The organism is Methylobacterium sp. D54C, from assembly GCF_053345595.1.
The window spans coordinates 506,173-529,498 of sequence record NZ_JBKFAK010000001.1; the positions used below are offsets into that span (position 1 = coordinate 506,173).

General features: G+C 69.8%; 24 protein-coding genes. 12 read left to right on the plus strand and 12 right to left on the minus strand.

Translation table 11 applies throughout. The features are described from left to right. Window position 1: 1 nt before the first annotated feature. Window positions 2-553 carry a protein phosphatase CheZ gene (locus ACLBYB_RS02630; RefSeq protein WP_447697756.1) on the minus strand — a complete coding sequence of 184 codons (552 nt, stop codon included), beginning with the start codon at window positions 551-553 and terminating at the stop codon, window positions 2-4. Window positions 554-1,016: 463 nt separating this feature from the next. Here ACLBYB_RS02630 and ACLBYB_RS02635 point away from each other — a divergent pair, with 463 nt between their 5' ends. From ACLBYB_RS02635 to ACLBYB_RS02645, 3 genes are read left to right on the plus strand one after another with little or no spacing between them, the layout of a single operon-like run. Then, complete coding sequence (locus ACLBYB_RS02635) at window positions 1,017-1,610, plus strand: TadE/TadG family type IV pilus assembly protein (protein ID WP_447697757.1); 594 nt, start codon at window positions 1,017-1,019, stop codon at window positions 1,608-1,610. Further along, window positions 1,610-2,248: a TadE/TadG family type IV pilus assembly protein gene (locus tag ACLBYB_RS02640; RefSeq protein ID WP_056522208.1), complete on the plus strand. Its 639-nt coding sequence runs from the start codon at window positions 1,610-1,612 to the stop codon at window positions 2,246-2,248. The genes ACLBYB_RS02635 and ACLBYB_RS02640 overlap by 1 nt, the downstream gene beginning before the upstream one ends. Window positions 2,249-2,265: 17 nt before the next feature. Then, window positions 2,266-3,579: a TadE/TadG family type IV pilus assembly protein gene (locus ACLBYB_RS02645; RefSeq protein ID WP_447697758.1), complete on the plus strand. Its 1,314-nt coding sequence runs from the start codon at window positions 2,266-2,268 to the stop codon at window positions 3,577-3,579. Between the two features lie 15 nt (window positions 3,580-3,594). On the opposite strand, the gene ACLBYB_RS02650 is transcribed toward ACLBYB_RS02645, so the two are convergent. Beyond that, window positions 3,595-4,212 carry a helix-turn-helix domain-containing protein gene (locus ACLBYB_RS02650; protein ID WP_447697759.1) on the minus strand — a complete coding sequence of 206 codons (618 nt, stop codon included), beginning with the start codon at window positions 4,210-4,212 and terminating at the stop codon, window positions 3,595-3,597. A gap of 139 nt (window positions 4,213-4,351) precedes the next feature. Here ACLBYB_RS02650 and ACLBYB_RS02655 point away from each other — a divergent pair, with 139 nt between their 5' ends. From ACLBYB_RS02655 to ACLBYB_RS02670, 4 genes are read left to right on the plus strand one after another with little or no spacing between them, the layout of a single operon-like run. Next, window positions 4,352-5,125 (plus strand): ABC transporter substrate-binding protein, encoded by a 774-nt coding sequence (locus ACLBYB_RS02655; RefSeq protein WP_447697760.1) that lies wholly within the window; start codon window positions 4,352-4,354, stop codon window positions 5,123-5,125. A 5-nt stretch (window positions 5,126-5,130) separates the two neighbouring features. Beyond that, a complete protein-coding gene (locus tag ACLBYB_RS02660; RefSeq protein ID WP_012317380.1) occupies window positions 5,131-5,784 on the plus strand; it encodes an amino acid ABC transporter permease in 654 nt (217 codons plus the stop codon). After that, window positions 5,781-6,512 carry an amino acid ABC transporter ATP-binding protein gene (locus tag ACLBYB_RS02665; protein ID WP_020091727.1) on the plus strand — a complete coding sequence of 244 codons (732 nt, stop codon included), beginning with the start codon at window positions 5,781-5,783 and terminating at the stop codon, window positions 6,510-6,512. Before ACLBYB_RS02660 ends, ACLBYB_RS02665 begins: the two co-directional genes overlap by 4 nt. 8 nt (window positions 6,513-6,520) lie before the next feature. Continuing rightward, the gene (locus ACLBYB_RS02670; protein WP_447697761.1) at window positions 6,521-7,810 is read left to right on the plus strand and encodes an NAD(P)/FAD-dependent oxidoreductase; all 1,290 of its coding nucleotides are present in this window, start codon (window positions 6,521-6,523) and stop codon (window positions 7,808-7,810) included. A gap of 16 nt (window positions 7,811-7,826) precedes the next feature. Here ACLBYB_RS02670 and ACLBYB_RS02675 read toward each other — a convergent pair whose 3' ends face one another. Genes ACLBYB_RS02675 through ACLBYB_RS02685 form a run of 3 tightly spaced genes read right to left on the minus strand, consistent with a single transcriptional unit; the run spans window position 7,827 to window position 9,813 of the window. Continuing rightward, window positions 7,827-8,990, minus strand: a complete 1,164-nt coding sequence (locus tag ACLBYB_RS02675) for an MFS transporter (RefSeq protein WP_447697762.1) — start codon at window positions 8,988-8,990, stop codon at window positions 7,827-7,829. A 33-nt stretch (window positions 8,991-9,023) separates the two neighbouring features. After that, window positions 9,024-9,461, minus strand: coding sequence for an arsenate reductase (glutaredoxin) (arsC, locus tag ACLBYB_RS02680; RefSeq protein WP_132366348.1), 438 nt, complete (start codon window positions 9,459-9,461; stop codon window positions 9,024-9,026). Then, on the minus strand, window positions 9,454-9,813 hold the full coding sequence (locus tag ACLBYB_RS02685; RefSeq protein ID WP_056521364.1) for an ArsR/SmtB family transcription factor: 360 nt from the start codon (window positions 9,811-9,813) through the stop codon (window positions 9,454-9,456). The genes arsC and ACLBYB_RS02685 overlap by 8 nt, the downstream gene beginning before the upstream one ends. Before the next feature lie 50 nt (window positions 9,814-9,863). Between ACLBYB_RS02685 and arsH the strand changes: the two genes are divergently transcribed. Next, entirely contained in the window at window positions 9,864-10,631 is a 768-nt protein-coding gene (arsH, locus tag ACLBYB_RS02690; RefSeq protein WP_447697763.1) for an arsenical resistance protein ArsH, read from the plus strand. A 49-nt stretch (window positions 10,632-10,680) separates the two neighbouring features. On the opposite strand, the gene ACLBYB_RS02695 is transcribed toward arsH, so the two are convergent. Together ACLBYB_RS02695 and ACLBYB_RS02700 are read right to left on the minus strand one after the other, a co-directional pair. Then, a complete protein-coding gene (locus ACLBYB_RS02695) occupies window positions 10,681-11,001 on the minus strand; it encodes a hypothetical protein (RefSeq protein ID WP_020091721.1) in 321 nt (106 codons plus the stop codon). 175 nt (window positions 11,002-11,176) lie between these two features. Further along, window positions 11,177-11,353 (minus strand): hypothetical protein, encoded by a 177-nt coding sequence (locus ACLBYB_RS02700; protein ID WP_447680490.1) that lies wholly within the window; start codon window positions 11,351-11,353, stop codon window positions 11,177-11,179. Between the two features lie 382 nt (window positions 11,354-11,735). Here ACLBYB_RS02700 and ACLBYB_RS02705 point away from each other — a divergent pair, with 382 nt between their 5' ends. Continuing rightward, complete coding sequence (locus ACLBYB_RS02705; RefSeq protein ID WP_447697764.1) at window positions 11,736-13,718, plus strand: acyl CoA:acetate/3-ketoacid CoA transferase; 1,983 nt, start codon at window positions 11,736-11,738, stop codon at window positions 13,716-13,718. Window positions 13,719-13,790: 72 nt separating this feature from the next. On the opposite strand, the gene ACLBYB_RS02710 is transcribed toward ACLBYB_RS02705, so the two are convergent. Next, window positions 13,791-15,203, minus strand: a complete 1,413-nt coding sequence (locus ACLBYB_RS02710) for a class I SAM-dependent methyltransferase (RefSeq protein WP_447697765.1) — start codon at window positions 15,201-15,203, stop codon at window positions 13,791-13,793. A gap of 80 nt (window positions 15,204-15,283) precedes the next feature. Between ACLBYB_RS02710 and ACLBYB_RS02715 the strand changes: the two genes are divergently transcribed. The 3 genes from ACLBYB_RS02715 to ACLBYB_RS02725 all read left to right on the plus strand — a co-directional run bounded on the left by ACLBYB_RS02715 (window position 15,284) and on the right by ACLBYB_RS02725 (window position 17,961). Then, entirely contained in the window at window positions 15,284-16,126 is an 843-nt protein-coding gene (locus tag ACLBYB_RS02715; RefSeq protein WP_447697766.1) for a glycosyltransferase family 2 protein, read from the plus strand. A 141-nt stretch (window positions 16,127-16,267) separates the two neighbouring features. Continuing rightward, window positions 16,268-17,131, plus strand: a complete 864-nt coding sequence (mdcB, locus tag ACLBYB_RS02720) for a triphosphoribosyl-dephospho-CoA synthase MdcB (protein ID WP_447698132.1) — start codon at window positions 16,268-16,270, stop codon at window positions 17,129-17,131. A 95-nt stretch (window positions 17,132-17,226) separates the two neighbouring features. After that, window positions 17,227-17,961: a DUF3750 domain-containing protein gene (locus ACLBYB_RS02725; protein ID WP_020091715.1), complete on the plus strand. Its 735-nt coding sequence runs from the start codon at window positions 17,227-17,229 to the stop codon at window positions 17,959-17,961. 52 nt (window positions 17,962-18,013) lie between these two features. Here the strand turns inward: ACLBYB_RS02725 and mqo are convergent, their stop codons facing one another. The 4 genes from mqo to ACLBYB_RS02745 all read right to left on the minus strand — a co-directional run bounded on the left by mqo (window position 18,014) and on the right by ACLBYB_RS02745 (window position 23,132). Beyond that, window positions 18,014-19,744, minus strand: a complete 1,731-nt coding sequence (mqo, locus tag ACLBYB_RS02730; protein WP_447697767.1) for a malate dehydrogenase (quinone) — start codon at window positions 19,742-19,744, stop codon at window positions 18,014-18,016. Window positions 19,745-20,288: 544 nt separating this feature from the next. Beyond that, the gene (locus tag ACLBYB_RS02735; RefSeq protein ID WP_447697768.1) at window positions 20,289-20,837 is read right to left on the minus strand and encodes a lipocalin-like domain-containing protein; all 549 of its coding nucleotides are present in this window, start codon (window positions 20,835-20,837) and stop codon (window positions 20,289-20,291) included. A gap of 146 nt (window positions 20,838-20,983) precedes the next feature. Next, window positions 20,984-22,108, minus strand: a complete 1,125-nt coding sequence (locus ACLBYB_RS02740; RefSeq protein WP_447697769.1) for a DUF2778 domain-containing protein — start codon at window positions 22,106-22,108, stop codon at window positions 20,984-20,986. A 229-nt stretch (window positions 22,109-22,337) separates the two neighbouring features. Next, window positions 22,338-23,132: a lytic murein transglycosylase gene (locus tag ACLBYB_RS02745; protein ID WP_132366340.1), complete on the minus strand. Its 795-nt coding sequence runs from the start codon at window positions 23,130-23,132 to the stop codon at window positions 22,338-22,340. Window positions 23,133-23,326 lie beyond the last annotated feature (194 nt).

Sequence of the window (23,326 nt, forward strand, 5' to 3'; positions counted from 1 at the left end):
CTTACGGGAACATCGCGTCGACCGTGTCCTGCGATACCGAGGCGTCGCCGGGCAGGACGGGGCCGTTGAGCAGGGCCGCCTCCTCGCTGCGCGTGTCGGTCGTCGGATTCGGCCGCGACGGCGCGTCGCCGGGCCCGGACCAGACGCGCAGCATCTCGCCGATCCGCTCCTCGACGAGGACGATCGTGCGCACGACCTTCGAGATCCGCTGGCCGGTAAGGTCCTGGAAATTGCAGGATTCGAAGATCGTCTGCATCTCGATCTGGATGGCTCGGGCGTCGGCCCGGTTGGCGTCCTCGCCCGACCGTCTCACGATGCCGCGCGCGAGCGTATCCACCTTCTCCGAAGCCGTCAGGATCGCGTTGGTGGCATCCTCGGTGCCCTGCACCACGGCGAGGAGCTCGTCCCGCGCGCGGCTCGTCTCCTGTTCCTGCCGGAGGTCGGCGATCTCCTGGCGCGTGCGCGCGATCGCGTCGGAGATCGACAGGAGCTGGGTCCGGAGGAGCCCAACACCCTCTTCGATGGAGGCAACGTCCGGCAGAGCGCGGGCCATGATCGGGGATCGCCATGCGGTTTATATTGGCCGGTGAAACTATCGGCGACCTCTTAAGCCGCGCTTAATGGCACTGATCTCGACGTGATTCTGTGCCGCTCCGTCCGATCGTGACTGTGCAATGTCCTATTTCCACGTCATCCACACGTCAAAGCACGCCGAACGTGCGCCGAACCCGCGCCTTGTCTTGTCGACCGCTTCGCGCGACGTCGACGCGACGATCTCCGCCTGGCCGAAGAACGCGATCTCGCCGCGTTACCGATGAGGGCTGGAACAGCGGCGCTCTCAACTGTTGGTTGATGCTAACGAACTATTCCGGCGCCCGCTCGGTAGCACATGTGCGTGAACGGCTCGACTTTGAGCAGTGATGCGCGGAGAAAAGTAAGCTTTTGATGCTCTCTCGAGCTCGGTGGTTCCGATTTCGAGTTGGGATGTGAGCAGGGCAATCCGAGCGGCGTCGCGCTTGCTCGACCTCCGGGAACGGGCCGCGCGCTTCGCGCGAGCGCGCGGGGGCGCGACGGCCGTGGAGTTCGCCCTGGTGGCCCTGCCGTTCTTCGCGCTGGTCGGGGCCTGCCTCGAGAACGGGATCGTGTTCTGGGAGCAGGAGATCCTCCAGCAGGCGGTGTCCGACGCCAGCCGGCAGATCTACACGGGCACGTTCCAGACGACGAACGCCGGCACAACCGACCCCGCGACGCTGATGAGCCGCTTCCGGACGGCGATCTGCACGCAGCCGAACGGCACGCCCCGGGTCACGATCTTCACCTGCGCCAATGTGCGGGTCAGCGTGAAGAAGGTGGCCGATTACGGGTCCGCCAACCCGGTCTCGCCGGTCGCGACCAACGCCAGCGGTGCGAGCGACTGGAACCCGAACTTCGCCAGCTACGCCTGCGCCGGGAACTCGGCCATCGTGATTGTGCAGGCCGCGGTGGACATCCCGGTCTTCTTCCCGCTGCTCGGTGCCGCCGTGCCCAACCTGCCGAACAGGCGGCGGGTGCTGCAGGCCGCGACGGTGTTCAAGGTGGAGCCCTACTCCGCACCGTCGGGGTGCTCGTGATGGGCGGCCTGCCGATCGGCCTGAGCCGCTTCCGCCGCGATGAGCGCGGGATCGCCGCCGTCGAGTTCGCGCTCGTCCTGCCCCTGCTGATCGTCCTGTATTTCGGGACCGCCGAGCTGACGCGCGTCGTCGACGCGACCCGGAAACTGACCCTGTTCGCGCGCACGCTGGGCGATCTGTCCGGACGGGTGGACAACGCTCTGGCGACCCAGAACGGGATGGCTCTGGCGACGCAGGACGGGATGACGAAGATCACCAGCGCGGCGACCGCGATCCTGCGCCCGCTGGACGCGTCCGGCCTGCAGATCGTGGTCAACGCGATGGGCGTGGAAACGGTCAATGGGTCGCTCAAGGGCTTCGTCTGCTCCAGCTGGCCGCAGAACGCGACGAAGCGCCCGGCCAACCAGGCCAACGGGAGCAACGGACTCCCCGCCACGCCGGCCGCCTATCAGTTCGACGGGGCCCGCTACATCCTGGCGGAAGTCACGATGCCCTACACCCCGATCATCGGGAGTGCCCTGTACCGCTGGATCTTCGGCGGCCGCGGATTGACCTTCACGCGGCAGATCCCGTGGTCCGAGCGCACCCCCAGCGAGATCGTCATGCCGGGCGGCACCGCCTGCCCGGTCTACAACTAGTGTTTGAGGGAAGGCCCGTGTCGGTGTTCCGCATCCGGTTGAACCGCGCTCTCAGGCTGGCCGTCGCGGCGTTTCCGCGGGCGCGCTCCGGTCAGGTCGCGCTGACGTTCGCGCTGGTCACGCTGCCGGTCATGTTCGCCACGGCGGCGGCGATCGATTACGGGCGCCGCAACGCCGCGAAGACCCAGCTCGACACCGCCCTCGACGGCGCCGTGCTCGCGGTGATGTCGCAGAAGACCAACACGATCCCGACGACGACCTTGCAGAACATGGAGACGCAGTTCCGCGCCGAGGCCGCCAAGGTTCCGGGCGTCACGGTGACCTCGTTCGCCCCCGGCGCGCCGGTGAACAGCGCGAAGACGCTGAGCCTCACCGCCACCTACACGGCGACGGTCAAGACCAGCCTGGCATCGATGATGCAGATCCCGGCCATGCCCATCAGCGGCACGTCCTCGGCGACCCGCAACACCTCGCAGTACATCAACTACTACCTGCTGCTCGACAACTCGCCGTCGATGGGGCTCGCGGCGACCGATGCCGACGTGAGCAACATGAAGCGCGCGACCAACGGGTGCGCGTTCGCCTGCCACCAGCACACCTTCGACAACAAGGGCAACATCACCGGCGACGATCAGAACGACTTCTACCATGTGGCGTTGCGGAACAACATCAAGCTCCGCATCCAGGTTCTGAGGGACGCGGTCTCGGCGCTCGTCGATCAGGCGAATGTCAGCATGTTGCTGCCGCAACAGTTCCAGATGGAGATGTGGACCTTCAACGATTCGGTGACGCAGACGCGGCTGCAGGCGATGACGCCGACCTTGAACAATATCAAGACCGCGACCCCGAATATCGATATCGCCTACGCCTACTATAATCAGTCCGACAATCAGACCGATTTCGAGCGGGCCATCGCGAAGATGAACGCGACGATCCCGGCCAGCGGCGACGGGCTGACGCCGGACAAGCCGATCCGGTTCCTGTTCATGGTCACCGACGGCGTCGAGGACACCGGCGGCAGCGTCACCAACCAGAGCGCGGGTTTCCAGATCCAGAGCAACCGCTTCATCGGGCCGCTGAGTCCCTCGACCTGCACGAATCTCAAGAACAAGAACGTCAAGATCGGGATCATCTACACGCAGTACCTGCCGATCTACGATAACGATTTCTACAACAGCTACGTCAGGCCGTACGAATCGAAGATCGGGCCGGCCCTGCAGGCCTGCGCGTCCGACGGCATGTATTTTCCGGTGACCACGAACGGCGACATCACCGCCGCCATGCTGAAGCTTTTCAGCACCACGCTCGCGAGCGTGCGCCTGAGCAACTGACGCGCCGCGCCCCGCTCACGTCGTCGCGGGTGATCCGAGGACGTTGACCCACAGGACGATGGTCTGGCTGCGCGGGTCGGGATTGCTGAAGCGGTGCGGCCGCCGGCTCTCGAAGCGGAAGCTGTCGCCCTCCGCGAGCTGGAGCGTCCGCGCCTCGACGATCAGGGTGAGGCGCCCCGCGAGGACGAGGCCGGCTTCCTCGCCGTCGTGGCTGAAGGGCTCGTCGCCGGTGCTCGCGCCGGGCTTCAGCACCACGTGGAACAGGCTCATCCCCTGCGTGCCCCCTGGCGGGGTCAGGAGCTGCTTGGTGATGCCGGCCCGCCAGAGCTGAAGTTCCGGCCGGTCCTTCCGGAACACGACGATGGGATCCGGGTCGGGCGCGTCCGGCCCCGCTTCGAACAGGCCGCCGATCCCGATCTGCAGCGTGTCGGCGAGCAGCGCCAGAACCCGCAGGGACGGCGACGACAGGCCCCGCTCGACCTGGCTGATGAAGCCGATCGACAGGCCCGTGCTTGACGCCACCGCCTCCAGCGAGAGCCCGCGCGCGCGACGCAGGCCGCGCAGGCGCTGACCCACAGCCCGGTCGACCGGTTCCGGACCCGTTGCCTCGCCTCGGGGGATGCTCACCGTCACGCCAGCCTGCCTCTCGTGTGCTTCTTCATGCACGTGAAAGTCGCTTGCGTCGATACCGAAAACGTGCGGTATTCTTCACGAGAATGAAATCGGGCCCGGCTTCCGCCGCGTGACCCGGGCACTGCACGGGAGCGGCACCATGGGAAGACGGTTGGCCAAGCTGTGTCTGTCGTCAGCGCTGCTCCTCGGCGTCCTCGGCGCCCCCGTCGGCGCGCAGGCCCTGAAGGTGGGATCGACGCCCACCGGCCTGCCCTTCACCTTCCTCGATACCAAGACGAACAGCATTCAAGGCGTGATGGTCGACCTCGTCAACGCGGTCAGCAAGGAGGCGGGTTTCACGGTCGCGGTCGAGCCGCTGCAATTCTCGACGCTGATCCCGGCGCTCACCGCCTCGAAGATCGATATCATCGCGGCGGCGATGTTCATCACGCCGCAGCGCAAGGAGGTCGTGTCGTTCTCGGCGCCCGTCTACAGCTACGGCGAGGGGCTGATCGTCCCGAAGACCGACACGAAGGACTACACGTCCTTCGCCGACCTGAAGGGCGAGACAGTGGGCGCCCAGGTCGGCACCGCCTTCGTCGAGCCGCTGAAGAAGTCGGGCCTCTTCAACGAGGTGAAGATCTACGACGCGATCCCCGACATCATCCGGGACGTCAATTCCGGGCGGCTGAAGGCCGGCTTCGCCGACGCGCCGATCCTCGCCTACTACGTCAAGCAGGGCCTGTTTCCCGGCGTCCGCCTCGTCGAGACCTTCAAGCCGACAGTCGTCGCCTCGGTCGGCCTCAGCGTCCGCAAGACCGACACCGAGCTCCTCGCCAGGATCGACAAGGCGCTCGCCAAGCTGAAGGCCGAGGGGACGCTCCAGGCGATCCTGACCAAGTGGGGTCTGCCGCCGTCGGCCGACCGGTCCTGACCTTCATGCGCGAGTTCCTCGCCGACGCCCAGGACTACCTGCCGATCCTGCTGCAGGGCGTGCAGCTCACGATCCTGATCACGATCGCGTCCCTGGTGGTCTCGACGCTGCTCGGGCTGGTCTGGGCGGTGATGCGGGTCTCCGGCATCGCGATCCTGTCGGGCTTCAGCGCGGTGATGATCAACATCCTGCGCGGCATCCCGATCATCGTGCAGCTGTTCTACATCTACTTCGTGATGCCCGATTTCGGCCTGTCGCTCACCGCCGTCCAGGCGGCGATCATCGGGCTCGGCATCGCCTACTCGGCCTATCAGGCCGAGAACTTCCGCGCCGGCATCGAGGCGGTGGATCGCGGCCAGGTCGAGGCGGCGCTTTCGATCGGCATGGGCTGGGGCATGACCATGCGGCGGGTGATCCTGCCGCAGGCGATCCGGATCGCGCTGCCGCCCTACGGCAATATCATGATCATGATGCTCAAGGACTCGTCGCAGGCCTCGACCATCACGGTCGCCGAGCTGGCGCTCCAGGGAAAGCTGATCGCCTCGTCGACCTTCAAGAACACCAGCGTCTACACGCTGGTGGCGCTGATGTACCTCGCGCTGAGCCTGCCGCTGATCCTGCTGGTCCGCCACTTCGAGGCGAAGGGACGGCATCGATGATCGTGCTGGAGGACGTCCGCAAGCATTACGGCGCGCTGGAGGTGATCAAGGGCGTCTCGGCCGAGGTCACCAAGGGCGAGGTCGTCTGCATCATCGGGCCCTCGGGATCCGGCAAGTCGACCCTCCTGCGCTGCATCAACGGGCTCGAGGCCTACGACGGCGGCGAGATCCGCGTCGACGGGCAGCGGGTTGACCGGGACAAGCGCGGCATCAAGGCGATCCGCACGCGGGTCTCCATGGTCTTCCAGCGCTTCAACCTGTTCGCCAACCGCACGGCGCTCGAGAACGTCGTCGAGGGGCCGATCCACGTGAAGGGTGAGCCCCGGGGCGAGGCCGAGGAGCGGGCGCGCGCCCTGCTTGCCCGGGTCGGGCTCTCGGGCAAGGAGCACGCCCGGCCGAACGAGCTCTCCGGCGGGCAGCAGCAGCGCGTCGCGATCGCCCGGGCGCTCGCGATGCGGCCTGAGGCGATCCTGTTCGACGAGCCGACCTCGGCCCTCGATCCCGAGCTCGTCGGCGACGTGCTGAAGGTCATGCGCGCCCTCGCCGACGAGGGTATGACGATGCTCGTGGTCACCCACGAGATCGGCTTCGCCCGCGAGGTCGCCGACCGGGTCCTCTTCCTCGACGGCGGCCGTCTCGTCGAGCAGGGGCCGGCCGCCGAGGTCCTCAACCGGCCGCAGAATCCGCGTACCCGGGACTTCCTGCAGCGCGTGCTGCACCCGCTCTAGGACACGCCGTGGCCGAACCGTTCCCGCTCGCACCCTCGCTCTGGGCCACGACGGCGGCGCCCGCGCCGGACACGCCGCCGCTGGCCCGATCCGGCCTGGCCGAGGTGGTGATCGTCGGCGGCGGGTTCTGCGGCCTGTCCACCGCCCTGCATCTCGCCGAGCGCGGCATCCGACCCGTCGTGCTCGAGGCGCAGGAGGTCGGCTACGGCGGGTCCGGCCGCAACGGCGGCCAGGTCATCCCGGGCCTGAAATACGATCCCGCCGACCTCGTGACGCGGTTCGGTCGGGAGCGCGGCGAGCGACTCGCGCGCTTCGCCGGCGGGACCGCCGACGTCGTGTTCGACCTCATCGCCCGGCACGGGATGGACGTGCCGCATTCCCGCGCCGGCTGGATCCAGGGCGCCCACACCGAGGCCGGGCTCGCCGAGGTCGCCAAGCGGGCGGCCCAGTGGGCGGATCTCGGTGCGCCCACCCGCGTCCTCGACAGGGCCGAGACCGAGCAGCTGCTGGGGACCGACCGCTATCTCGGCGGCTGGCTCGACGGCCGCGGCGGGGCGATCCAGCCCCTGAGCTACGCCCGCGGCCTCGCCCGGGCCGCCCAGAAGGCCGGCGCCACGATCCACGGCGGATCGCCGGTCACCGGCCTCGAACGGACCGGATCGGGCTGGACCGTCACCACGGCCCAGGGCGAGCGGGTGACGACCGGCCGGGTCGTGCTGTGCACCAACGGCTATACGGGCGGCCTGTGGCCGAACCTCGCGCGGACGGTGATCGCGGCGAACTCGTTCCAGGTCGCCACGGTGCCGCTAACCGACAACCTGCGGCGCTCGATCCTGCCCGAAGGCCACGTCTCCTCGGACACGCGCAAGCTCCTGCTCTACTTCCGCCTCGACCATACCGGGCGCCTGCTGATGGGCGGCCGCGGACCGTTCCGGGAGCCGCGCGACCCCGCCGACTGGGCCCATCTCGAGCGGATCGTCGGCAAGCTCTTCCCCCAGCTCGACGGGATCGCCTTCGACCATCGCTGGTGCGGCCGCGTCGCGATCACCCGGGACTACCTGCCCCATCTCCACGAGCCGGCGCCCGGGCTCCTCATCGATATCGGCTGCCAGGGCCGGGGCGTGGGCCTCCAGTCGGCGATGGGCCGGGCGATGGCCGCCTACATCGCGACCGGAGATGCCGGCAACCTGCCCCTGCCGCTGACGCCGATCGAGCCGCTGCCGCTCCACGGGCTGAACCGGCTGTACGTCTCGGCGATCATCGCGTGGTACCGCCTGCTCGACGGCGGCATCCGCTGATCCTGCCGGCCCGCCGTCACCGCGCGCGCCACAGCGCCCCGATCAGGCCCAGGGCGGCGAGCGCCAGCGCGAGGAGCATCCACCACAGGGCGCCCGGCCCGACATGGGTGAGCACGACGGCCCCCGCCGGCGGCGCCAGGGCCTGGGCGGCCAGGGCCGGCCGGGCGAGGCGGCCGACCACCAGCGGGTAGCGCACGGGGCCGAACAGGGCGAGCGGGACCGTGCCGCGGGCGATCGAGTAGATCCCGTTGCCGCCCGCGTAGAGCACCAGCCAGAGCGCCACGCCCGGCAGCCCGGCCGCGAGGAGCCACAGCCCGAGGGCGATCAGGCCGAAGGCGGCCGTCAGTGTCCAGAGCGGGTGGTGCCGGCCCTTGAGGGAGATCTCGGCGACGCGGGCGCTCACCTGCGCGGGCCCGATCAGCGCCCCGTACGAGACGGCGGCGGCGAGCGACACGCCGCGCGCCTGCAGCAGGGTGAGCAGGTGCACCGAGACCTGGGACATGATCGCGCCGCCGAGGACCAGCACCCCCGCGAACAGCAGGAACGCGCGGCGCTCCCGAGTCGATAGCGGCGCGGACCCCGCCTCCTGTGGCCCGTCGGAGACCGGGAGTGCCGGCGCGTGCGGGATCATCGCGAGGATGAGCGGCAGCGTCACCGCGAGGTGCAGGCCGGCATAGGTGAGACAGGCGCCCCGCCAGCCGATATGGGCCACCAGGAAGGCCGAGAGCGGCCAGCACACGGTGCTGGCGAACCCGCCCCAGAGGGTCAGCGTGGTGATGGCCGGCCGCGCGGCCGCGCCGTAGAGCCGCCCGAGGGTCGCGAAGGCGGGGTCGTACAGGCCGCAGCCCATGCCGGCGCCGAGGATCAGCCAGCCGGCGAGATAGATCGGCAGGCTCGGCGCCACGGCCACGACGGTCAGCCCGGCGGCGAGGAGCAGCGCCGCGAGGGCGAGGACCGGCCGCCCGCCGTGCCGGTGGATCGCCGCCCCGACATGCGGCGAGGCGAGGGCCGCGACGAGGAGGCCGAAGGCCAGTCCGCCGACCACCCAGGCGAGGGGCCAGCCGGTGCTCTCGGCGATGGGGGCCGCCATCACCGCCGGCAGGTAGAACGACGAGCCCCAGGCGAGGATCTCCACGACGCCGAGTGCGGCGATCACCGGCCAGCGGCTGGCTTCGCTCATGTCTGGACCGCCGCCACGACGGCCCGCGGGCGCTCAGGCCGTGGCGACACGGCGGCCCTGCTCGTCGACCACCGGCTCGCCGTCCTCCTTCACGAAGCCGCCCCGCTGCGGCGGCAGGAGATCCAGCACCGCCTCCGAGGGACGGCACAGGCGTACGCCCTTCGGCGTGACCACGAGCGGCCGGTTGAGCAGGATCGGATGCGCCGCGACGGCGTCGAGCAACTGCCCGTCGGTCAGGTCCGGGTTGCCGAGGTCGAGCTCGGCGTAGGGCGTGCCCTTCTCCCGGAGCACGTCGCGCACCGACAGCCCGGCGCGGTCGAGGAGCTGCAGCAGCAGCGCGCGTGTCGGCGGCGTCTTCAGATACTCGATCACGTGGGGCTCGATCCCGGCGTTACGGATCATCGCGAGGGTGTTGCGCGACGTGCCGCAGGCCGGATTGTGGTAGATCACGACGTCGAACGGCTCAGACATGTGCTGCGTCTCCCGAGGGGCTGAGGCAGGCGGCCAGGGTCTCCGCCGCCGGCGTGCAGATCTCCGCGCGGCCCTGGCAGCAATCGCGCATCAGGAACGCGATCAGATCGGCCAGCACCGGGTAGGCGGCACTGTAGCGGATGGAGCGACCGTCGCGCCGCGAACCGACCAGCCCGGCGCGGCTCAGTTCCTTCAGGTGATGCGACACCGTCGCGGCCGACACGCCGACCGCCTCGGCCAGCGTGCCGGAGGCGAGGCCCTCCGGACCGGCTCTCACCAGCGCCCGCACCAGCCGCAGCCTGTGCTCCTGCGCCAGGGCCGCGAAGGCCGCCAGGGCTTGCGCGTCGTCCATTTTCCCGACAATCTTCAAACGGTTGTTTGAACGTATGAGAAAGCGTCCCGGTGAGCAAGAGCTCGGCCCCTGCCCCTTCGGTCCGTGACGGCCTGCCGAATCTCAGCGCGGCGCATTTCGCAACGCCGACCGACGGGGCCGGTCGGGGGATCCCGCTCGTGCACGCGCCGCGCTTCCTGATCCTGTACGGGTCGCTCCGCGAACGCTCCTTCAGCCGGTTCCTGGCCTACGAGGCCGCGCGGCTCCTGGAGGCGATGGGCGGCGAGGTCCGCATCTACCACGCCGACGGCCTGCCGCTGCCCGACGACGCGACCGCCGACCATCCGAAGGTGCGGGAGATCCGCGCCCTCTCGGCCTGGTCCGAGGGGCAGGTCTGGGTCTCGCCCGAGCGGCACGGCGCGCTCACCGGCGTGATGAAGAGCCAGATCGACTGGCTGCCCCTGTCCGAGGGGAGTCTGCGCCCGACGCAGGGCCGGACCCTCGCGGTGATGCAGGTCTCGGGCGGCTCCCAGAGCTTCAACGCCGTGAACGCCCTGCGCGTCCTCGGCCGCTGGATGCGGATGATCACGATCCCCAACCAGTCCTCGGTGCCGATGGCCTACCGGGAGTTCGACGAGGCGGGCCGTATGAGGCCCGGGCCGCTCTACGACCGGGTCGTCGACGTGTGCGAGGAACTCATGAAGTTCACGCTGCTGACCCGCGGATGCGCCGATTACCTCGTGGACCGCTACAGCGAGCGCAAGGAGCGCGATCCCGACCGGCTCGCCGGTGTCGCGGCCGATATCGGCTTCGCGAAGCCCTCACCGCCGGGCGCCTGAGCCCCGCCGGCCCGAGCGCGCCGCCACGCGGTCCGGCCCGGGCCGGTGCTCACTGGAATCGCCGCATCTCCGGCGCCAGCGAGCGTCCCGCTTCGAGGAGGGCGCGGACCTTGCGAGTCGCGTGCTGGAGGATGTCCGGCCGCGCATCCTCGTAGGACGTCTCCTCGACGAAGCTCCGCAGGGCCTCCGTGATCCGGTCCTCGATCTCGTCCATCAGGGCGAGCCCCTCCGGACCTTCCCGCCGCAGATGCGCGTCTGCGAGCGTCAGGTAGGCGGCGCTCGCCAGCAGGAAGGCGATCCCGTTCGCCTCCTGAGCCGCCGCGGAACTCGCGTCGCCGCCGTCCATGCCGTCTGCGACGTCGTCGTCCATCGGCTCACATACTCCCCGTTCGTTGCTCACGCTGTGCCGCTCCCGCCGCGTCGCGCCAAGTAGAGAAAAAGGGTCGGTCCCCGTCCCCATTCGGGCGACGTCGGGGCCCGATCCGGACCGCCGGCCCCGCGTCGCCGCCGGGCGCCGGACCGGTCCGCCCGGCTCTCCCCGGGCCTCAATGGCCCGGATCGGCGCGGTCCTCGGTCGCGCGCCGCTCGCGCATCCGGAGCAGTGCCCGGCGCCAGGCATCCACCACCGCCGCGCGTGCGCGGGCATCGGTCTCGCGGTCGGACTCCGCCGTCCGGGCCTTGCCGTCGGCCTGCCTGCTCCGGGCTCTCGGATCTCGGTTCATGATCGCCTCCTGTCGTGTCCAGACCGAGAGACACCGGATCCCGGGACGCCGCGGTGAGGCGGCGCACGCGGACCATGGAAATCGCGTGCGGCGGAGCACAGGCGGCCGACGGCCCCGCGACGCGCGCAATTTTTCTGATCGTGGACCGAAGAGTTTTTCAGGAGCGCCGACACTCATTTTCGGAGTACTGTCACGGCGCCGGCATGTGCCCTCGTGCGATGCCGCAAATATTGATGCGGTGCAATAACGATCGTATTCAAAACTCAGCCGATCTCCGGGGCCGAGAGGTCCCGGCACCACGGGGGCGGCGCATGGCACAGGCGGAGGCGACGGGCATCACGGCCGGCCGCTCCTCAATGTGCCGGGGAGGATCACGGGCTCCATGAGGAAGAACAAGGTCATCTCGGCGGAGGAGGCGATCGCGCTGATCCGCGAGAACGACGTCGTGACCACAACGGGGTTCGTCCAGAGCTGCATCCCGGAGGCCCTGCACGCCGCCCTCGAGAAGCGGTTCGTCGAGACCGGATCACCCCGCGGCCTCACCCTGATCATGACGGCCGGCGCCGGCGACAGCAAAGGGCTCGGCACCGGCCGCCTGCACCATGACGGCCTCCTCACGCGGGTGATCGCGGCCAATTTCGGCCGCATGCCCAAGGTCGCCAAGGCCGCGCAGGACAACCTGATCCGCGGCTACAACCTGCCCCAGGGCGTGATCTCCCAGCTCTACCGGGCCTGCGCGGCGGGCCAGCCCGGCCTGTTCTCGAAGGTCGGCCTGAAGACCTACGTCGACCCGCGCCACGGGGGCGCCAAGGTCAACGAACTGACCACCGAGGACATCGTCAAGCTCGTCGAGGTCGATGGCGAGGAGTGGCTGTTCTACACGGCGACCAAGATCGACGTGGCCTTCATCCGGGCCACCTCGGCCGATCCGTCGGGCAACCTCTCCTACGAGAAGGAGGCGCTGACCCTGGACTGCCTCGCCCAGGCCATGGCGGCCCGGAACAACGGCGGCATCGTCATCGCCCAGGTCGAGCGCATCGTCGACGACGGCTACCTCCTGCCGAAGGACGTGCGCGTGCCCGGCATCCTCGTCGACTGCGTGGTGGTCGCCGAGCCCGAGATGCACCGGATGAACTACGGCGTGATGCACGACGCGGCGCTCGCCGGCGAGATCCGGGTCCCGGTCACCGGCATCAAGCGGATGGCGCTCAACGAGCGCAAGATCATCGCGCGCCGCGCCGCCTTCGAGCTGCCGCCGAACGGCGTGGTCAATCTCGGCGTCGGCGCGCCCGAGGGCATCTCGTCGGTCGCCAACGAGGAGAAGATCACTCCCTACATCACCCTCACCACGGAGGCGGGCGCGGTCGGCGGGGTGCTGGCCTCCGGTTCGAGCTTCGGCGCGGCCACGAACGCCGACTGCATCATCGACCAGAACCAGATGTTCGACTTCTACGACGGCGGCGGCCTCGACATGACCTGCCTGGGCATGGCCGAGTGCGACGCGGCCGGCAACGTCAACACCTCGCGGTTCGGCGGCAAGCTGAACGGCTGCGGCGGCTTCATCAACATCTCGCAGAACGCCCGCACCGTCGTGTTCGCCGGGACGTTCACGGCCGGCGGTCTCGAGATCGCGGTGTCCGACGGTCAGGTGCGCATCGTGAACGAGGGCAAGGCCCGCAAGTTCGTCACCCAGGTCCAGCAAAACACCTTCTCGGGCCCCTACGCGGTCGAGCGGTCGCAGCCGGTTCTCTACGTGACCGAGCGGTGCGTCTTCCAACTGACTCCGGAGGGCTTGGAGCTGATCGAGGTCGCGCCGGGGATCGACATCGAGCGCGACATCCTCGCCCACATGGATTTCGCCCCCGTCGTGCGCAATCCGGTGCCGATGGATCCGCGCATCTTCCGCGAGGAGCCGATGGAGCTGATCTCGGATCTGCTCAACCTCGATTTGAAGTCCCGCGTCAGCTACAACGGCGAGCGCAACATCCTCTTCGTCAACCTGGAAGGCTGGTACTGCCGGGTGAAGGGCGACATGGACGAGCTGCGCATGACCATCGTCGAGGCCTGCCGGAAGGCGGGCCAGCGGGTCAACGCCGTGATCAATCACGACGGATTCCGGCTCAACGAGAACTTGGTCGACGACTACGCCGGCATGGTCCAGTACCTGCAGGCGAACTACTACGCGACCACGACCCGCTACGCGACCAGCGCCTTCCTGCGCCTCAAGATGGAGGAGGCCCTGAACAAGCGCGGGGTCGCGCCGCACGTCTTCGAGCGCAAGGAGGAGGCGCAGGCCTTCGTCAGCAGCACCGAGGACAAGAAGGCCCGCAAGCGCATCTCCCCGGCGGTCGCGTCGGCGGCGTGAGGGCCGGCCGGGCCCGCTCCGGGCGCGCCGGGCGCCGCTCGCGCCACGGCGCGGTCGGTGCCGCGGCCTGCCTCAGGCGACCGGCAGGCCGAGGACCCGCCGCGATTCCTCGGACAGCACCGCGTGGCGCGCCGATTCGGGACCGTCATTCGGCGTCCGCGCGGCCGCCTGCGTGACGAGGTCCCGGAACCGCTTCTTGTCGAGAGCGCGGCCGCGCAGGCTTCCGAGCACGGCGTCCAGCACCATGCGGACGGCCCGGGCGCGCTGGCGCTCGCGCTCCAGTTCGGCGGCGAGCAGCGGATCCCCGAACTGGGCCGCGCCGAGCGGCGCCACCAAGACGGCGCCGTCGATGACGGCGGGATCCCGGTCGTCGGTCTCGACCGCAGAATCCGTGCTGCCGTCGAGGATCTTGGTCGCCTCGGTCAGCAGGATCTTGTGCTGGACCGCCGCCGAGAGGTTCCCCGGAACCTTCTGGCTCGCCGCGGCGATCAGGCGCTTGAACTTGGCCCGATCCAGCCCGAAACGGCCGATGCTGGCCCGCAGCGCCGCCAGCACGGTGCGGAGCGCCTCGGTCCGGTAGGTCGCCTTGAGGAGCTGATCCCGCAGCGCCCCCGCCGAGGCCATCTCGACGAAGGACGTCTCGGGCAGTTGCTGCACCTGTTCCGCCAGCTCGACGATGGCGCGCTGCATCAGCGCGGTGCGCTGCTCGCGGATCTCGTCCGGCGCCAGCCGCTGGCGTCCCTTGCGGAGCCACACGAAGAATTCCGTCGCGTCCCGGTCGAGGAAATCCTCGACGCGCAGATCGATGTAGCCGAGCTGCGCCAGCTCCAGGATCATCAGATTGAAGCTCGCCGGCACGAACACCCAGGCATGGGCGTCGGCGTAGTGGGGCAGTTGCGCGGCGCCGAGCCACTGCGGCTCGTCGGTGAGCGGATTCGCGGGAATGGCCGGCCGCGTGTCCTGGCCCGACCATGCGCCGACCGTGCCGTTGTCCTTCAGCGCCATGTTCAGGGCGTAGTCGATGTGGGTCCGGACCGTATGCCGGTTCCGCTTCTCCAGGAACGCCGCGACCGCGTCCGCCGTCCCGGTGAGGGAACGGTAGAAATCGAAGCATTTGCGCTTGTCGGGCACGGCCAGGATCACCACGCCGTCCGGCCTAAGCAGCGTCTCGGCGGCGCGCAGGAAGGTCACGATGTCGGTCGTGTGCTCGACGACGTGGCTGGCGATGAACGCGTCGAAGGTGCCGTGCTGGTCGACCGGGACCGCGTCCGCGATCGAGCCGCCTGTCCAGACGAAATCGACCTCCTCGATGCGGTCGACCGTCTGGTCGTGATACTTCTCGATGAGCTCCGAGCGCGGCGCGTGATCGATGACGAACGTGTTCCAGCCGTCGCGCTTCGGCGCGAGCGGGCTGAAGCTCGGGCCAATCTCCACGATGCGGGCGTCCTTGGTCAACGACCTCAGGAGTTGCTGCGCACGATCCATTGCCACTAAGCTCCGATCAAACGCTTCGCGAATGCGCTGTAGAAGCGCGGTGAAGGCCGCGTTGGCGGGAAGGAACACCGTTGCACAAGAGGCCGCTCGCCGCCGTCACGATGGCCTACAACGAAAAGACCATGCTTCCGCTCTGGCTGAAGCACTACGCGCGACAAGTCGGGGCTGAAAACTGTTATATCCTCGATCACGGTTCCGACGACGGCTCGACGACCGGACTGCGCGCGAACGTCGTCCGGTTGCCCCGGTTGCCCCTGAACGAGTGGGAGCGCGCCCACACGGTCAGGGATTTCTGCGCATCGCTGTTCATCGGCTTCAAATATGTTCTCTATGCGGATAGCGACGAGCTGATCCTGCCCGATCCAGACGTATCGCCAAAACTCTCCGATTACATCGCCGCGCGGACGCTGCCCCCCATCCTCGATCTGTTCGGGGCCGACGTCATGCACGTCGGGGACGAGGCTCCTATCGACGTCGCGGCGCCGATCTCCGGCCAGCGGAGATACATCCGGCCGATATCGACCCTGTGCAAGGCGACCATCGTGTCGGAGCGGGTCGACTGGCATGTCGGCTTCCACTGCCTGATCCAGGATCACCGCCCCGATTTCCGCGACCTGTTCCTGTTCCACCTGGCGTATCTGGACCACGACATCCTCTTCAGGCGTCAGCAGAAGCGGAATGCGGCCGCGCCGATCGGCATCCCGAACTCCCACCACGCCATCGACCCGACGGAGTTCCTGGCCTTCGTGAAGGCCGATATCGGTCGCGTCCCGCGCCGCCCCGTTCAGATGCGTCCGGGTGAGGCCCATTTCGAGACCACGAAGCGGCTGTTCGCCGACGCGATCGAGCGCAAGAGCGCGATCCAGGCGCCCGACCTCTGGACGCTGCCCGAGCGCTTCGTCGGATCCTTCTAGGGCAGGACAGTCGAACCGGCTCGGAGAACGCCGCGTCTGTGCCGGCACGGCCATCCGGTATATCCCGGGCCGCCCGACGCCGCTTCGGCGACGCCGGCGAACCCTTGGGGAGCTTCGACCCTGCGCGACGATCAGAGCCTCATCGCGCCGGGCGCGGACCGGAGCAACGCCGCCGCGCCCTGGGCCGAACGCGTCGCGGATCTCGCGCACGCGGCGCTCATCGGCGAACTGGAGACCTGGCCCAAGCCCGGCCTCGTGAGCCCGGTCGATTCCGGCAGCCACGACGACATGGATGCGGAGACGCTCCGCCGCAGCGCGGCGGCGCTCCGGCCGTTCTTCGCGGAACTGGTCGCGGCGGGCGCCCGCGATGCCGTCATGGCGGAACTCCGGGCAATCGGTCTGGCCGCCGAGACCGCGATGATGCGGGCGACCGGCGGCGTCAACGCGCATCGGGGCGCCATCTTCTCGCTGGGGCTGATCTGTGCCGCCGCGGGAGCGCGGGGCGTGGGGCCCGGTGCAGAGCGCGCGAGCGCCGAAGGGCTGGCGGAGGCGGTCGGCCATCTCTGGGGGACTGCGATCACCCGGGCGCCGGTCTCGGCCGTCAGCCACGGCGGCCGCGCGGCGCGGCGCTTCGGCGTCGGTGGCGCCAGCGCCGAGGCCGCGGCGGGCTTTCCGACCATCCGCGCCGTCGCCCTGCCCGCTCTCCGCTTCGGCCGATCGTGCGCCCCCGGCGATGCCGAGGCGGCCCGCGTGCACTGCTTCTTCGCCCTCCTGGCGGTCGTCGACGACACGAACCTCCTGCACCGCGGCGGTGCCGACGGCCTCGTCGGCGCGCGCGCGGCCGCCGTGACCTTTCTCGACGCCGGAGGCATCGCGGCCCCCGACTGGCGGGCGCGCGCGGCGGCGATCCACCGCGCCTTCGTGGCCGCGCGCCTGAGCCCCGGCGGCTGCGCCGATCTCCTCGCCGCGACGCTGCTGCTGGACGCCCTCGCCTCCCCACCCTGACGCGCGCGCAGCCCCGGGGCGCGTCGGTCGCAGTTTCGCGGATGCGGGCTCTACCTACATGCGGATTCTATCCCGCCCTCCCCCCCGGACCGCCCGTGACCCTGTTCAGGATCGCCCTCCTCGCGCTCGCCGCGCTCTTCCTCGTGCCGGTGGCGATCTCCGCCCTGCTCTACGCGACGCGGGCGAGCGGCGACTGGCGTCTGGCGGATCGGTCCAGCGCCGGCCTGCTGCCGCGCGCGGACGCGCATCCCGGCGCCGTGCTGCGCATCTTCTCGGCGCGGACCGTGAGCTGGCGCGGCATCGTGGCCACGCACAGCTGGATCGTCGTCAAGGAGCGCGGCGCCCGCGCCTACAGCCGCTTCGACTACACGGCCTGGGGCCAGCCGATCTGGATCGACCGGTTCGTGCCGGACGGACGCTGGTTCGGGAACCCGCCGACGGTGGTGTTCGCGGCCGACGGCGCCGAGGCGGAGGCGATGCTGCCGCGGATCCGGCAGGCCGTGGCCGAGTACCGGTTCAGCCGGCCCGGCGACTACGTCGTTTGGCCCGGCCCGAACTCGAACACCTTCGTGGCCGCCGTCATGGCGGCGGTGCCGGAGATCCGCGAGAGCCTGCCCACCACCGCGATCGGCAAGGATTTCCCCTATGACGGGCGCTGGATCGGCCTGACGCCGTCGCGGACCGGGATCCGCATCAACCTCGGCGGCTATGCCGGGGTGACCCTCGGCTGGGTCGAGGGCCTGGAGCTGAACCTGCTCGGCGGCGTCGCCGGGATCGACCTGCGCCGGCCCGGTCTCAAGCTGCCGGCTCTGGGTCGGGTCGGGCTCTGAGCGCCGACGCGCTCCCGGGGCGCGCGGCCGTCGGCGCCCCGGGACGCGCCGCTCACGGCGCGAGGTCGTGGACCGGCTCCTTCACCGGCGTGGCGCTGCTGTTCAGCACGGTGCTGCCGGTCGAGACCGGCTTCAGCACGGCCCGGTCGATCTGCGGCGGGGTCGGGAGCTGGAGCTGCGCGCTCGTGTCGGTCCATTCGCGCGCGACGCGGTCGGGATCGTCGTTGAGCTTCGTGCCGTAGCTCGGCACGATCTCCCGGATCTTCGCCTGCCATTCCGGCGTGGCGACCTTCTGGGCGAAGACCTTCTCCAGTACCTGCAGCATGATCGGCGCCGCCGTAGAGGCGCCGGGCGAGGCGCCGAGGAGCGCCGCGATGCTGCCGTCCCTGGCGTTGACGATCTCGGTGCCGAGCTTCAGCACGCCGCCCTTGTTCGGGTCGCGCTTGATGATCTGCACACGCTGCCCCGCCTGCCAGAGGCGCCACTCCTCCTTCCTGGCCTTCGGGAAGTACTCGCGCAGCGCCGCGATCCGGTCGTCGTCCGACAGCATCAGCTGCCCCGCCAGGTACTCGACCAGCGGGAACTCGTCGACGCCGACCTTCATCATCGGCCAGATGTTGCTGGTGGTCGTGGAGCTGAGGAGGTCGAAGTACGAGCCCTCCTTCAGGAACTTGGTCGAGAAGGTCGCGAACGGCCCGAACAGGATCACGCGCTTGCCGTTGATCACACGGGTGTCGAGATGCGGCACCGACATCGGCGGGGAGCCCACGGACGCCTTGCCGTACGCCTTGGCGAGATGGAGCGTGGCGACGTCGGGATTGTCGTTGATCAGGAACGAGCCGCCCACCGGGAAACCGGCATACTCGTCGCCCTCGGGGATGCCGGATTTCTGCAGGAGGTGCAGGGCACCGCCGCCCGCGCCGATGAACACGAACTTGGCGTCGGTCGTCCGGCGCGTCCCGTCCTTCAGGTTCTTGGCGGTCACCCGCCACGAGCCGTCGCCGTTCTTGGTGATGCTCTCGACCTCGGTCGAGAGCCGGAGGTTGAAGTTCGGCTGCTTCTGCAGGTGAGCGACGTACTGGCGGGTCACCTCGCCCCACTCGCAGTCGGTCCCGAGCGGCGACCAGGTGGCGGCGACCTTCTGCTTCGGGTCGCGGCCCTCCATCATCAGGGGCACCCACTTGCGGAGCTGCTCGGGATCCTCCGAGTACTCCATGCCGGCGAAGAGCGGGCTCGCCTTCAGGGCCTCCCAGCGCTTCTTCAGGTAGGCGATGTTGTCGTCGCCCCAGACGAAGCTCATGTGGGGCGTGTAGTTGATGAAGGCGCGCGGGTCCGTCATCACGCCGGTCTTGACTTGATGCGCCAGGAACTGCCGGGTCACCTGGAACGCCTCGTTGATCTCCACCGCCTTGGCGATCTCGATCTGCCCGTTCTTCTTCTCGGGTGTGTAGTTCAGCTCCGCCAGGGCCGAGTGTCCTGTGCCGGCGTTGTTCCAGCCGTTCGAGCTTTCGAGGGCGACCTGATCCAGCCGTTCGACCATCTGGATCGACCAGTTCGGCTCCAGCGCGTTCAGCCAGACGCCCAGCGTCGCGCTCATGATCCCGCCGCCGATCAGCAGCACGTCGACCTTGCTGTCCGCGCCCTCGGCCAGGGCCAACGCGCCCGGCAGGGCCGCCAGCGCCAGGCCGGTGGCGGCCGTGCCGAGGAGCCGCCGCCGGCTCAGGGGCAGCACGTCCGCGGTCCGGCGGTCGCGCCGGTGTTGGGTCTCGTCGTCGCCACGCATGGGCAGATCCCGCTTTTGCGTACCGCACGGCCCGATCGGCCGCCGCGCGTACGGAAGACACTCGATGCGACGGGCGCGAATCCCGCCCGTCCGGCCTTCCGGATCGTTTCCCCGTTCCCGTCGCGGCACGCTCGCGGTCTCGCTCGACCCGGCACGACGGTCCTGCCCTGGCCCGCATCGCGTCCGTCGTCCCCGAGCCGCACGGATCGTGGGACGACGGGGCGCGCTCGCGCGACGCAGAGGCCTTCCCTCCGCCTAGGCGCGCGATCTCGCCGGAGAACGGATCACCGGTTCAAGACCTCGCTCGCGCGGTGGCGCGATTGCCGGGTGGGCGGGAAGATGCTGGCTGGCTTGGCTCAGCAGATTGATGGTGGCCTCATAGAGGACGGGGCCTGAAAGGACAATTACTGCCAGGGTTGCAATCGCCGCCATCCTGTCAGTCCGTCGCGACGACCGGCGCGCATGGCGGCGACCCGCCGATAGACTGGCCGCGATCGGTCGCCCGATCCGGCGCTCGACGCGACGGCGTGGCGAAGGCGCGCCGCTACGGGATGTGCTTGAACCGGATGATGCTGCGCGACAGGCTGCCGTCATCCCAGTTGGGCATCACGCGCCAGGGGGTCGTGACGTCGGCGTAGTCGCCCTCGATATGGATGGTGCGGCGCTGCTCGGTGCCGACCCATTCGGGCGCCCACGCGGTCTGCACGCTGGTGACCCACTGGTCACCCTCGATCCGGTAGCGGCCGATATAGGCGACGAGGGTCTTCATCAGCGCGGCCCGCTCGGCGTCGGTGGTCGCCGGCGTGCGGGCGCTGCCCTCGAGGTTGAAGGCGACCCAGCCGTCCTTGGTGAAGATGACGCGACCGCGCGGCGTGCCGCCCATGGCGTCGACGAGCGTGCCGGTCTCCTTGTCCTCGACCTTGTAGGAGACGAGTTCCCAGGTGCCGACGATCCGGTCCGCCAAGCGCGCCCCGACCACCGCCGCGCCGACGCGGTCCGTCGCGGAGGCGCTCCAGGCCAAGTCGGCCGCCAGGACACCGGAGAGCGCCAGGAGGGTACGGACGGCCGCGGCGGCCGATCGTTGTGCAGGCATGGTCTGGACCGGGGACTCGCGTGTCGCGGCGCCGGAACGCGCCGCCACCCCGTTCTGCGGGCCGGCACGGCGCGTTCCAAGCGCCGCGCGAGCAGTGCTGGTAGACCGTCTGCGCGCTTGCGGCCGTTGCCGCGGGCGAGCCGTCGTCAGCCGCCGTTGCGGGCCATGCGGGTCGTGACCGTGCCGGCGGCGAGGCTCGGCAGCGGGTCCTGCGTGCCGCTGACGACCACCAGCCGCTGAACCTCGCCGCGCAGGAAGGCCTGGAGGAACCGGTCGTAGTCGCGGAACGACACGCAGCCGTTCGAGTCGCCGCGCGGGCCCAGCATATAGGTGTGTGCCAGCAGGCCGACACGGCCGTAGACCGCCTCGTTGCCGCCGACCGGCGTGAGGCGGATCGCCCGCACGCCGTGGAAAGGCCGTTCGCGCTCGGTGAGATCGTAGGTGCCGGGCGGAGTCGGGCCGCGCATCCGGACGTTGACGAAGCGCGGCTCGTCCAGCCCCTCGCCCAGGCCGGAATGCGCCTCCAGGCGCTCGCCGTTCGGAAGGGTCACGGTCCGGGCTGCGATGTTGTAGACCGCGATGCCGGCCGAGGGGCCCGGATCCCGGGCCGGGGCCAGCGGCGGCGAGACGCGCTGCTGCGGCGGCGCGACGTCGGCCGGCTTGCTCTCGAGCGCCGTGTAGGCCAGCGCCGGTCCGCGCTCGATGCCGAACAGCTTCTCGATGAACGAGCGCTCTTCGGGTTGGGGGATGGGCTGAGCCGCCGGCGGCGACTCGCGGCGCGCCATGCGCCGGTCGGACCGCCGGGCGAGTGCGGTGCCCGCGGGCCCGCGGAACTCGGGCGGACGGGGGATCGGCAGCGGGACCACCATCGCGCTGAGCGGTGTCTCGGCGACCTGCGTTCCGGGCTGCGCGTCGGCGCCGGCATCGGCGCCTTCGGGGACGGGTTCGGGCGTCAGCGAGGGTGGGGCGATCTGATTCCAGGCCCATCGTGACTGCGAGTTGCCGAGGGCGTCGCGACCGGGCTCGGGCGATTCGGCGGCCTCCGGCTCGGCGGCGGCGGTCTCGGCCCTGTCCTCCGCGGACGGTACGGGCACCGGCGCTTCCGTCCGGGCGTTCTCGATGCCGGTTACCGGGACCGGGGCGCGATTCAGGAAGCTGCCCCCGAGGGCGGCGAGCGTCACCGCGCCGGTGAGCACCGTCAGGGGCGCGAGCCACGTGCTGCGCGCGTTCCGGGTCTTGAGGCCGTCCAGCGGCACGGATTCGACAGCCATCGCGGTTGCCCATGCTCCTCGTCGCGAGGCGGGGCTTGCCGGCTGCCGCCCTCCGCACAGGCTGCGGATCCGCGGCGGGCGGACCGGCCCCGCTCAGCGTGAGACAGCGGGGTCGGGCCGGCTTTTCTGGGGCGATGCGATGGTCGATCTTGGCTCGATCGGGACCATTTTCGGGCGCGCCGCCGCAGTCCTCGCAGTACGTCTCGGTCTATTCGAGGCCGAGATACTGCTAATTGTTGTCGATCTGGCGCCCGAGAATGGCGATCGCCTTCTCGTAGACCGGCGCCGCGTTCCAGCCCTGGATCGCCGCGAAGTTCGGCTCGCCGGGCTGGTAGCCGGCGCCGGCCCGCCAGCCGTGCGCCTTGAGGAAATTGGCCGTGGACGACAGGGCGGCGCCGACGTTGTTGAGGTCGCCGGTGCCGTAGGCCAGCACGTTCTTCGGCAGGAACTGGGTGTGGCCGACCTCGCCGTGCGCCGCGCCGCGGGTATTCGGCGTCAGGAGCCCGCGATCGACCAGGGTCAGCGCGGCGTAGAGCTGGTCCGTGAAGTATTCGGAACGGCGGCAATCGTAGGCGAGCGTCGCCACCGCGGAGAGCGTGTTGACGTTGCCGCGCACCGCGCCGAAGCCGGTCTCCATGCCCCAGATCGCCAGGAGCGGGCCCGGCGGCACGCCGTAGCGCTGCTCGATCGAGTCGAAGAGGGCCGCGTTCTGCTGCTTAAGGGCGCGGCCCCGCTTGACGATGGTCGGGCCGCCGCGCTTGGCGAGGAACTGCTCCAGCGACAGCTTGAAGCTGTGCTGCCCCCGGTCCGCCGAGATGGTGGCGGTCGAGTAGGTGGTGTTCTGCAGCGCCGCGAGGCTGGCCGCGCTGGCCCGGCCGCGCGCCTCCTCGGCGAATTGCCGCTTCCACGCCTCGAAGCCGGCCGCGGTGTTGCCGCACTGCGCGGCCTGCGCCTGCCCGGCGCTGAGAGCGATCCCGGCGAAGGCCGCGACCGCGATGGTCTGACGCCGCAAATTCTCGATCACGCGAAACACTCCTTCGGCGCGTCGTCGCGCCCTGTCCTGCTGGGGATACCGGGTCACATCTCGTCGATATCAGGGCGAGAAGATGTCGAAGGCGCGACCTGCAGGCTTCCCGCCCTCAAATCATCGCGCATCTCGGGATCTGCGACGAGGCCGCAACGGCAGGGTGTTCGGAGCATCGTGAACACCGCGTGTGC

Bases quoted from the DNA above. Each gene is read 5' to 3' on its own strand.
- mqo (WP_447697767.1), bottom strand. From the start codon at position 19,744: ATGCGTGGCGACGACGAGACCCAACACCGGCGCGACCGCCGGACCGCG.
- ACLBYB_RS02735 (WP_447697768.1), bottom strand. From the start codon at position 20,837: ATGCCTGCACAACGATCGGCCGCCGCGGCCGTCCGTACCCTCCTGGCG.
- ACLBYB_RS02655 (WP_447697760.1), top strand. From the start codon at position 4,352: ATGGGAAGACGGTTGGCCAAGCTGTGTCTGTCGTCAGCGCTGCTCCTC.
- ACLBYB_RS02685 (WP_056521364.1), bottom strand. From the start codon at position 9,813: ATGGACGACGCGCAAGCCCTGGCGGCCTTCGCGGCCCTGGCGCAGGAG.
- ACLBYB_RS02700 (WP_447680490.1), bottom strand. From the start codon at position 11,353: ATGAACCGAGATCCGAGAGCCCGGAGCAGGCAGGCCGACGGCAAGGCC.
- ACLBYB_RS02710 (WP_447697765.1), bottom strand. From the start codon at position 15,203: ATGGATCGTGCGCAGCAACTCCTGAGGTCGTTGACCAAGGACGCCCGC.
- ACLBYB_RS02740 (WP_447697769.1), bottom strand. From the start codon at position 22,108: ATGGCTGTCGAATCCGTGCCGCTGGACGGCCTCAAGACCCGGAACGCG.
- ACLBYB_RS02660 (WP_012317380.1), top strand. From the start codon at position 5,131: ATGCGCGAGTTCCTCGCCGACGCCCAGGACTACCTGCCGATCCTGCTG.
- ACLBYB_RS02630 (WP_447697756.1), bottom strand. From the start codon at position 553: ATGGCCCGCGCTCTGCCGGACGTTGCCTCCATCGAAGAGGGTGTTGGG.
- arsC (WP_132366348.1), bottom strand. From the start codon at position 9,461: ATGTCTGAGCCGTTCGACGTCGTGATCTACCACAATCCGGCCTGCGGC.
- ACLBYB_RS02695 (WP_020091721.1), bottom strand. From the start codon at position 11,001: ATGGACGACGACGTCGCAGACGGCATGGACGGCGGCGACGCGAGTTCC.
- ACLBYB_RS02705 (WP_447697764.1), top strand. From the start codon at position 11,736: ATGAGGAAGAACAAGGTCATCTCGGCGGAGGAGGCGATCGCGCTGATC.
- ACLBYB_RS02640 (WP_056522208.1), top strand. From the start codon at position 1,610: ATGGGCGGCCTGCCGATCGGCCTGAGCCGCTTCCGCCGCGATGAGCGC.
- ACLBYB_RS02675 (WP_447697762.1), bottom strand. From the start codon at position 8,990: ATGAGCGAAGCCAGCCGCTGGCCGGTGATCGCCGCACTCGGCGTCGTG.
- ACLBYB_RS02665 (WP_020091727.1), top strand. From the start codon at position 5,781: ATGATCGTGCTGGAGGACGTCCGCAAGCATTACGGCGCGCTGGAGGTG.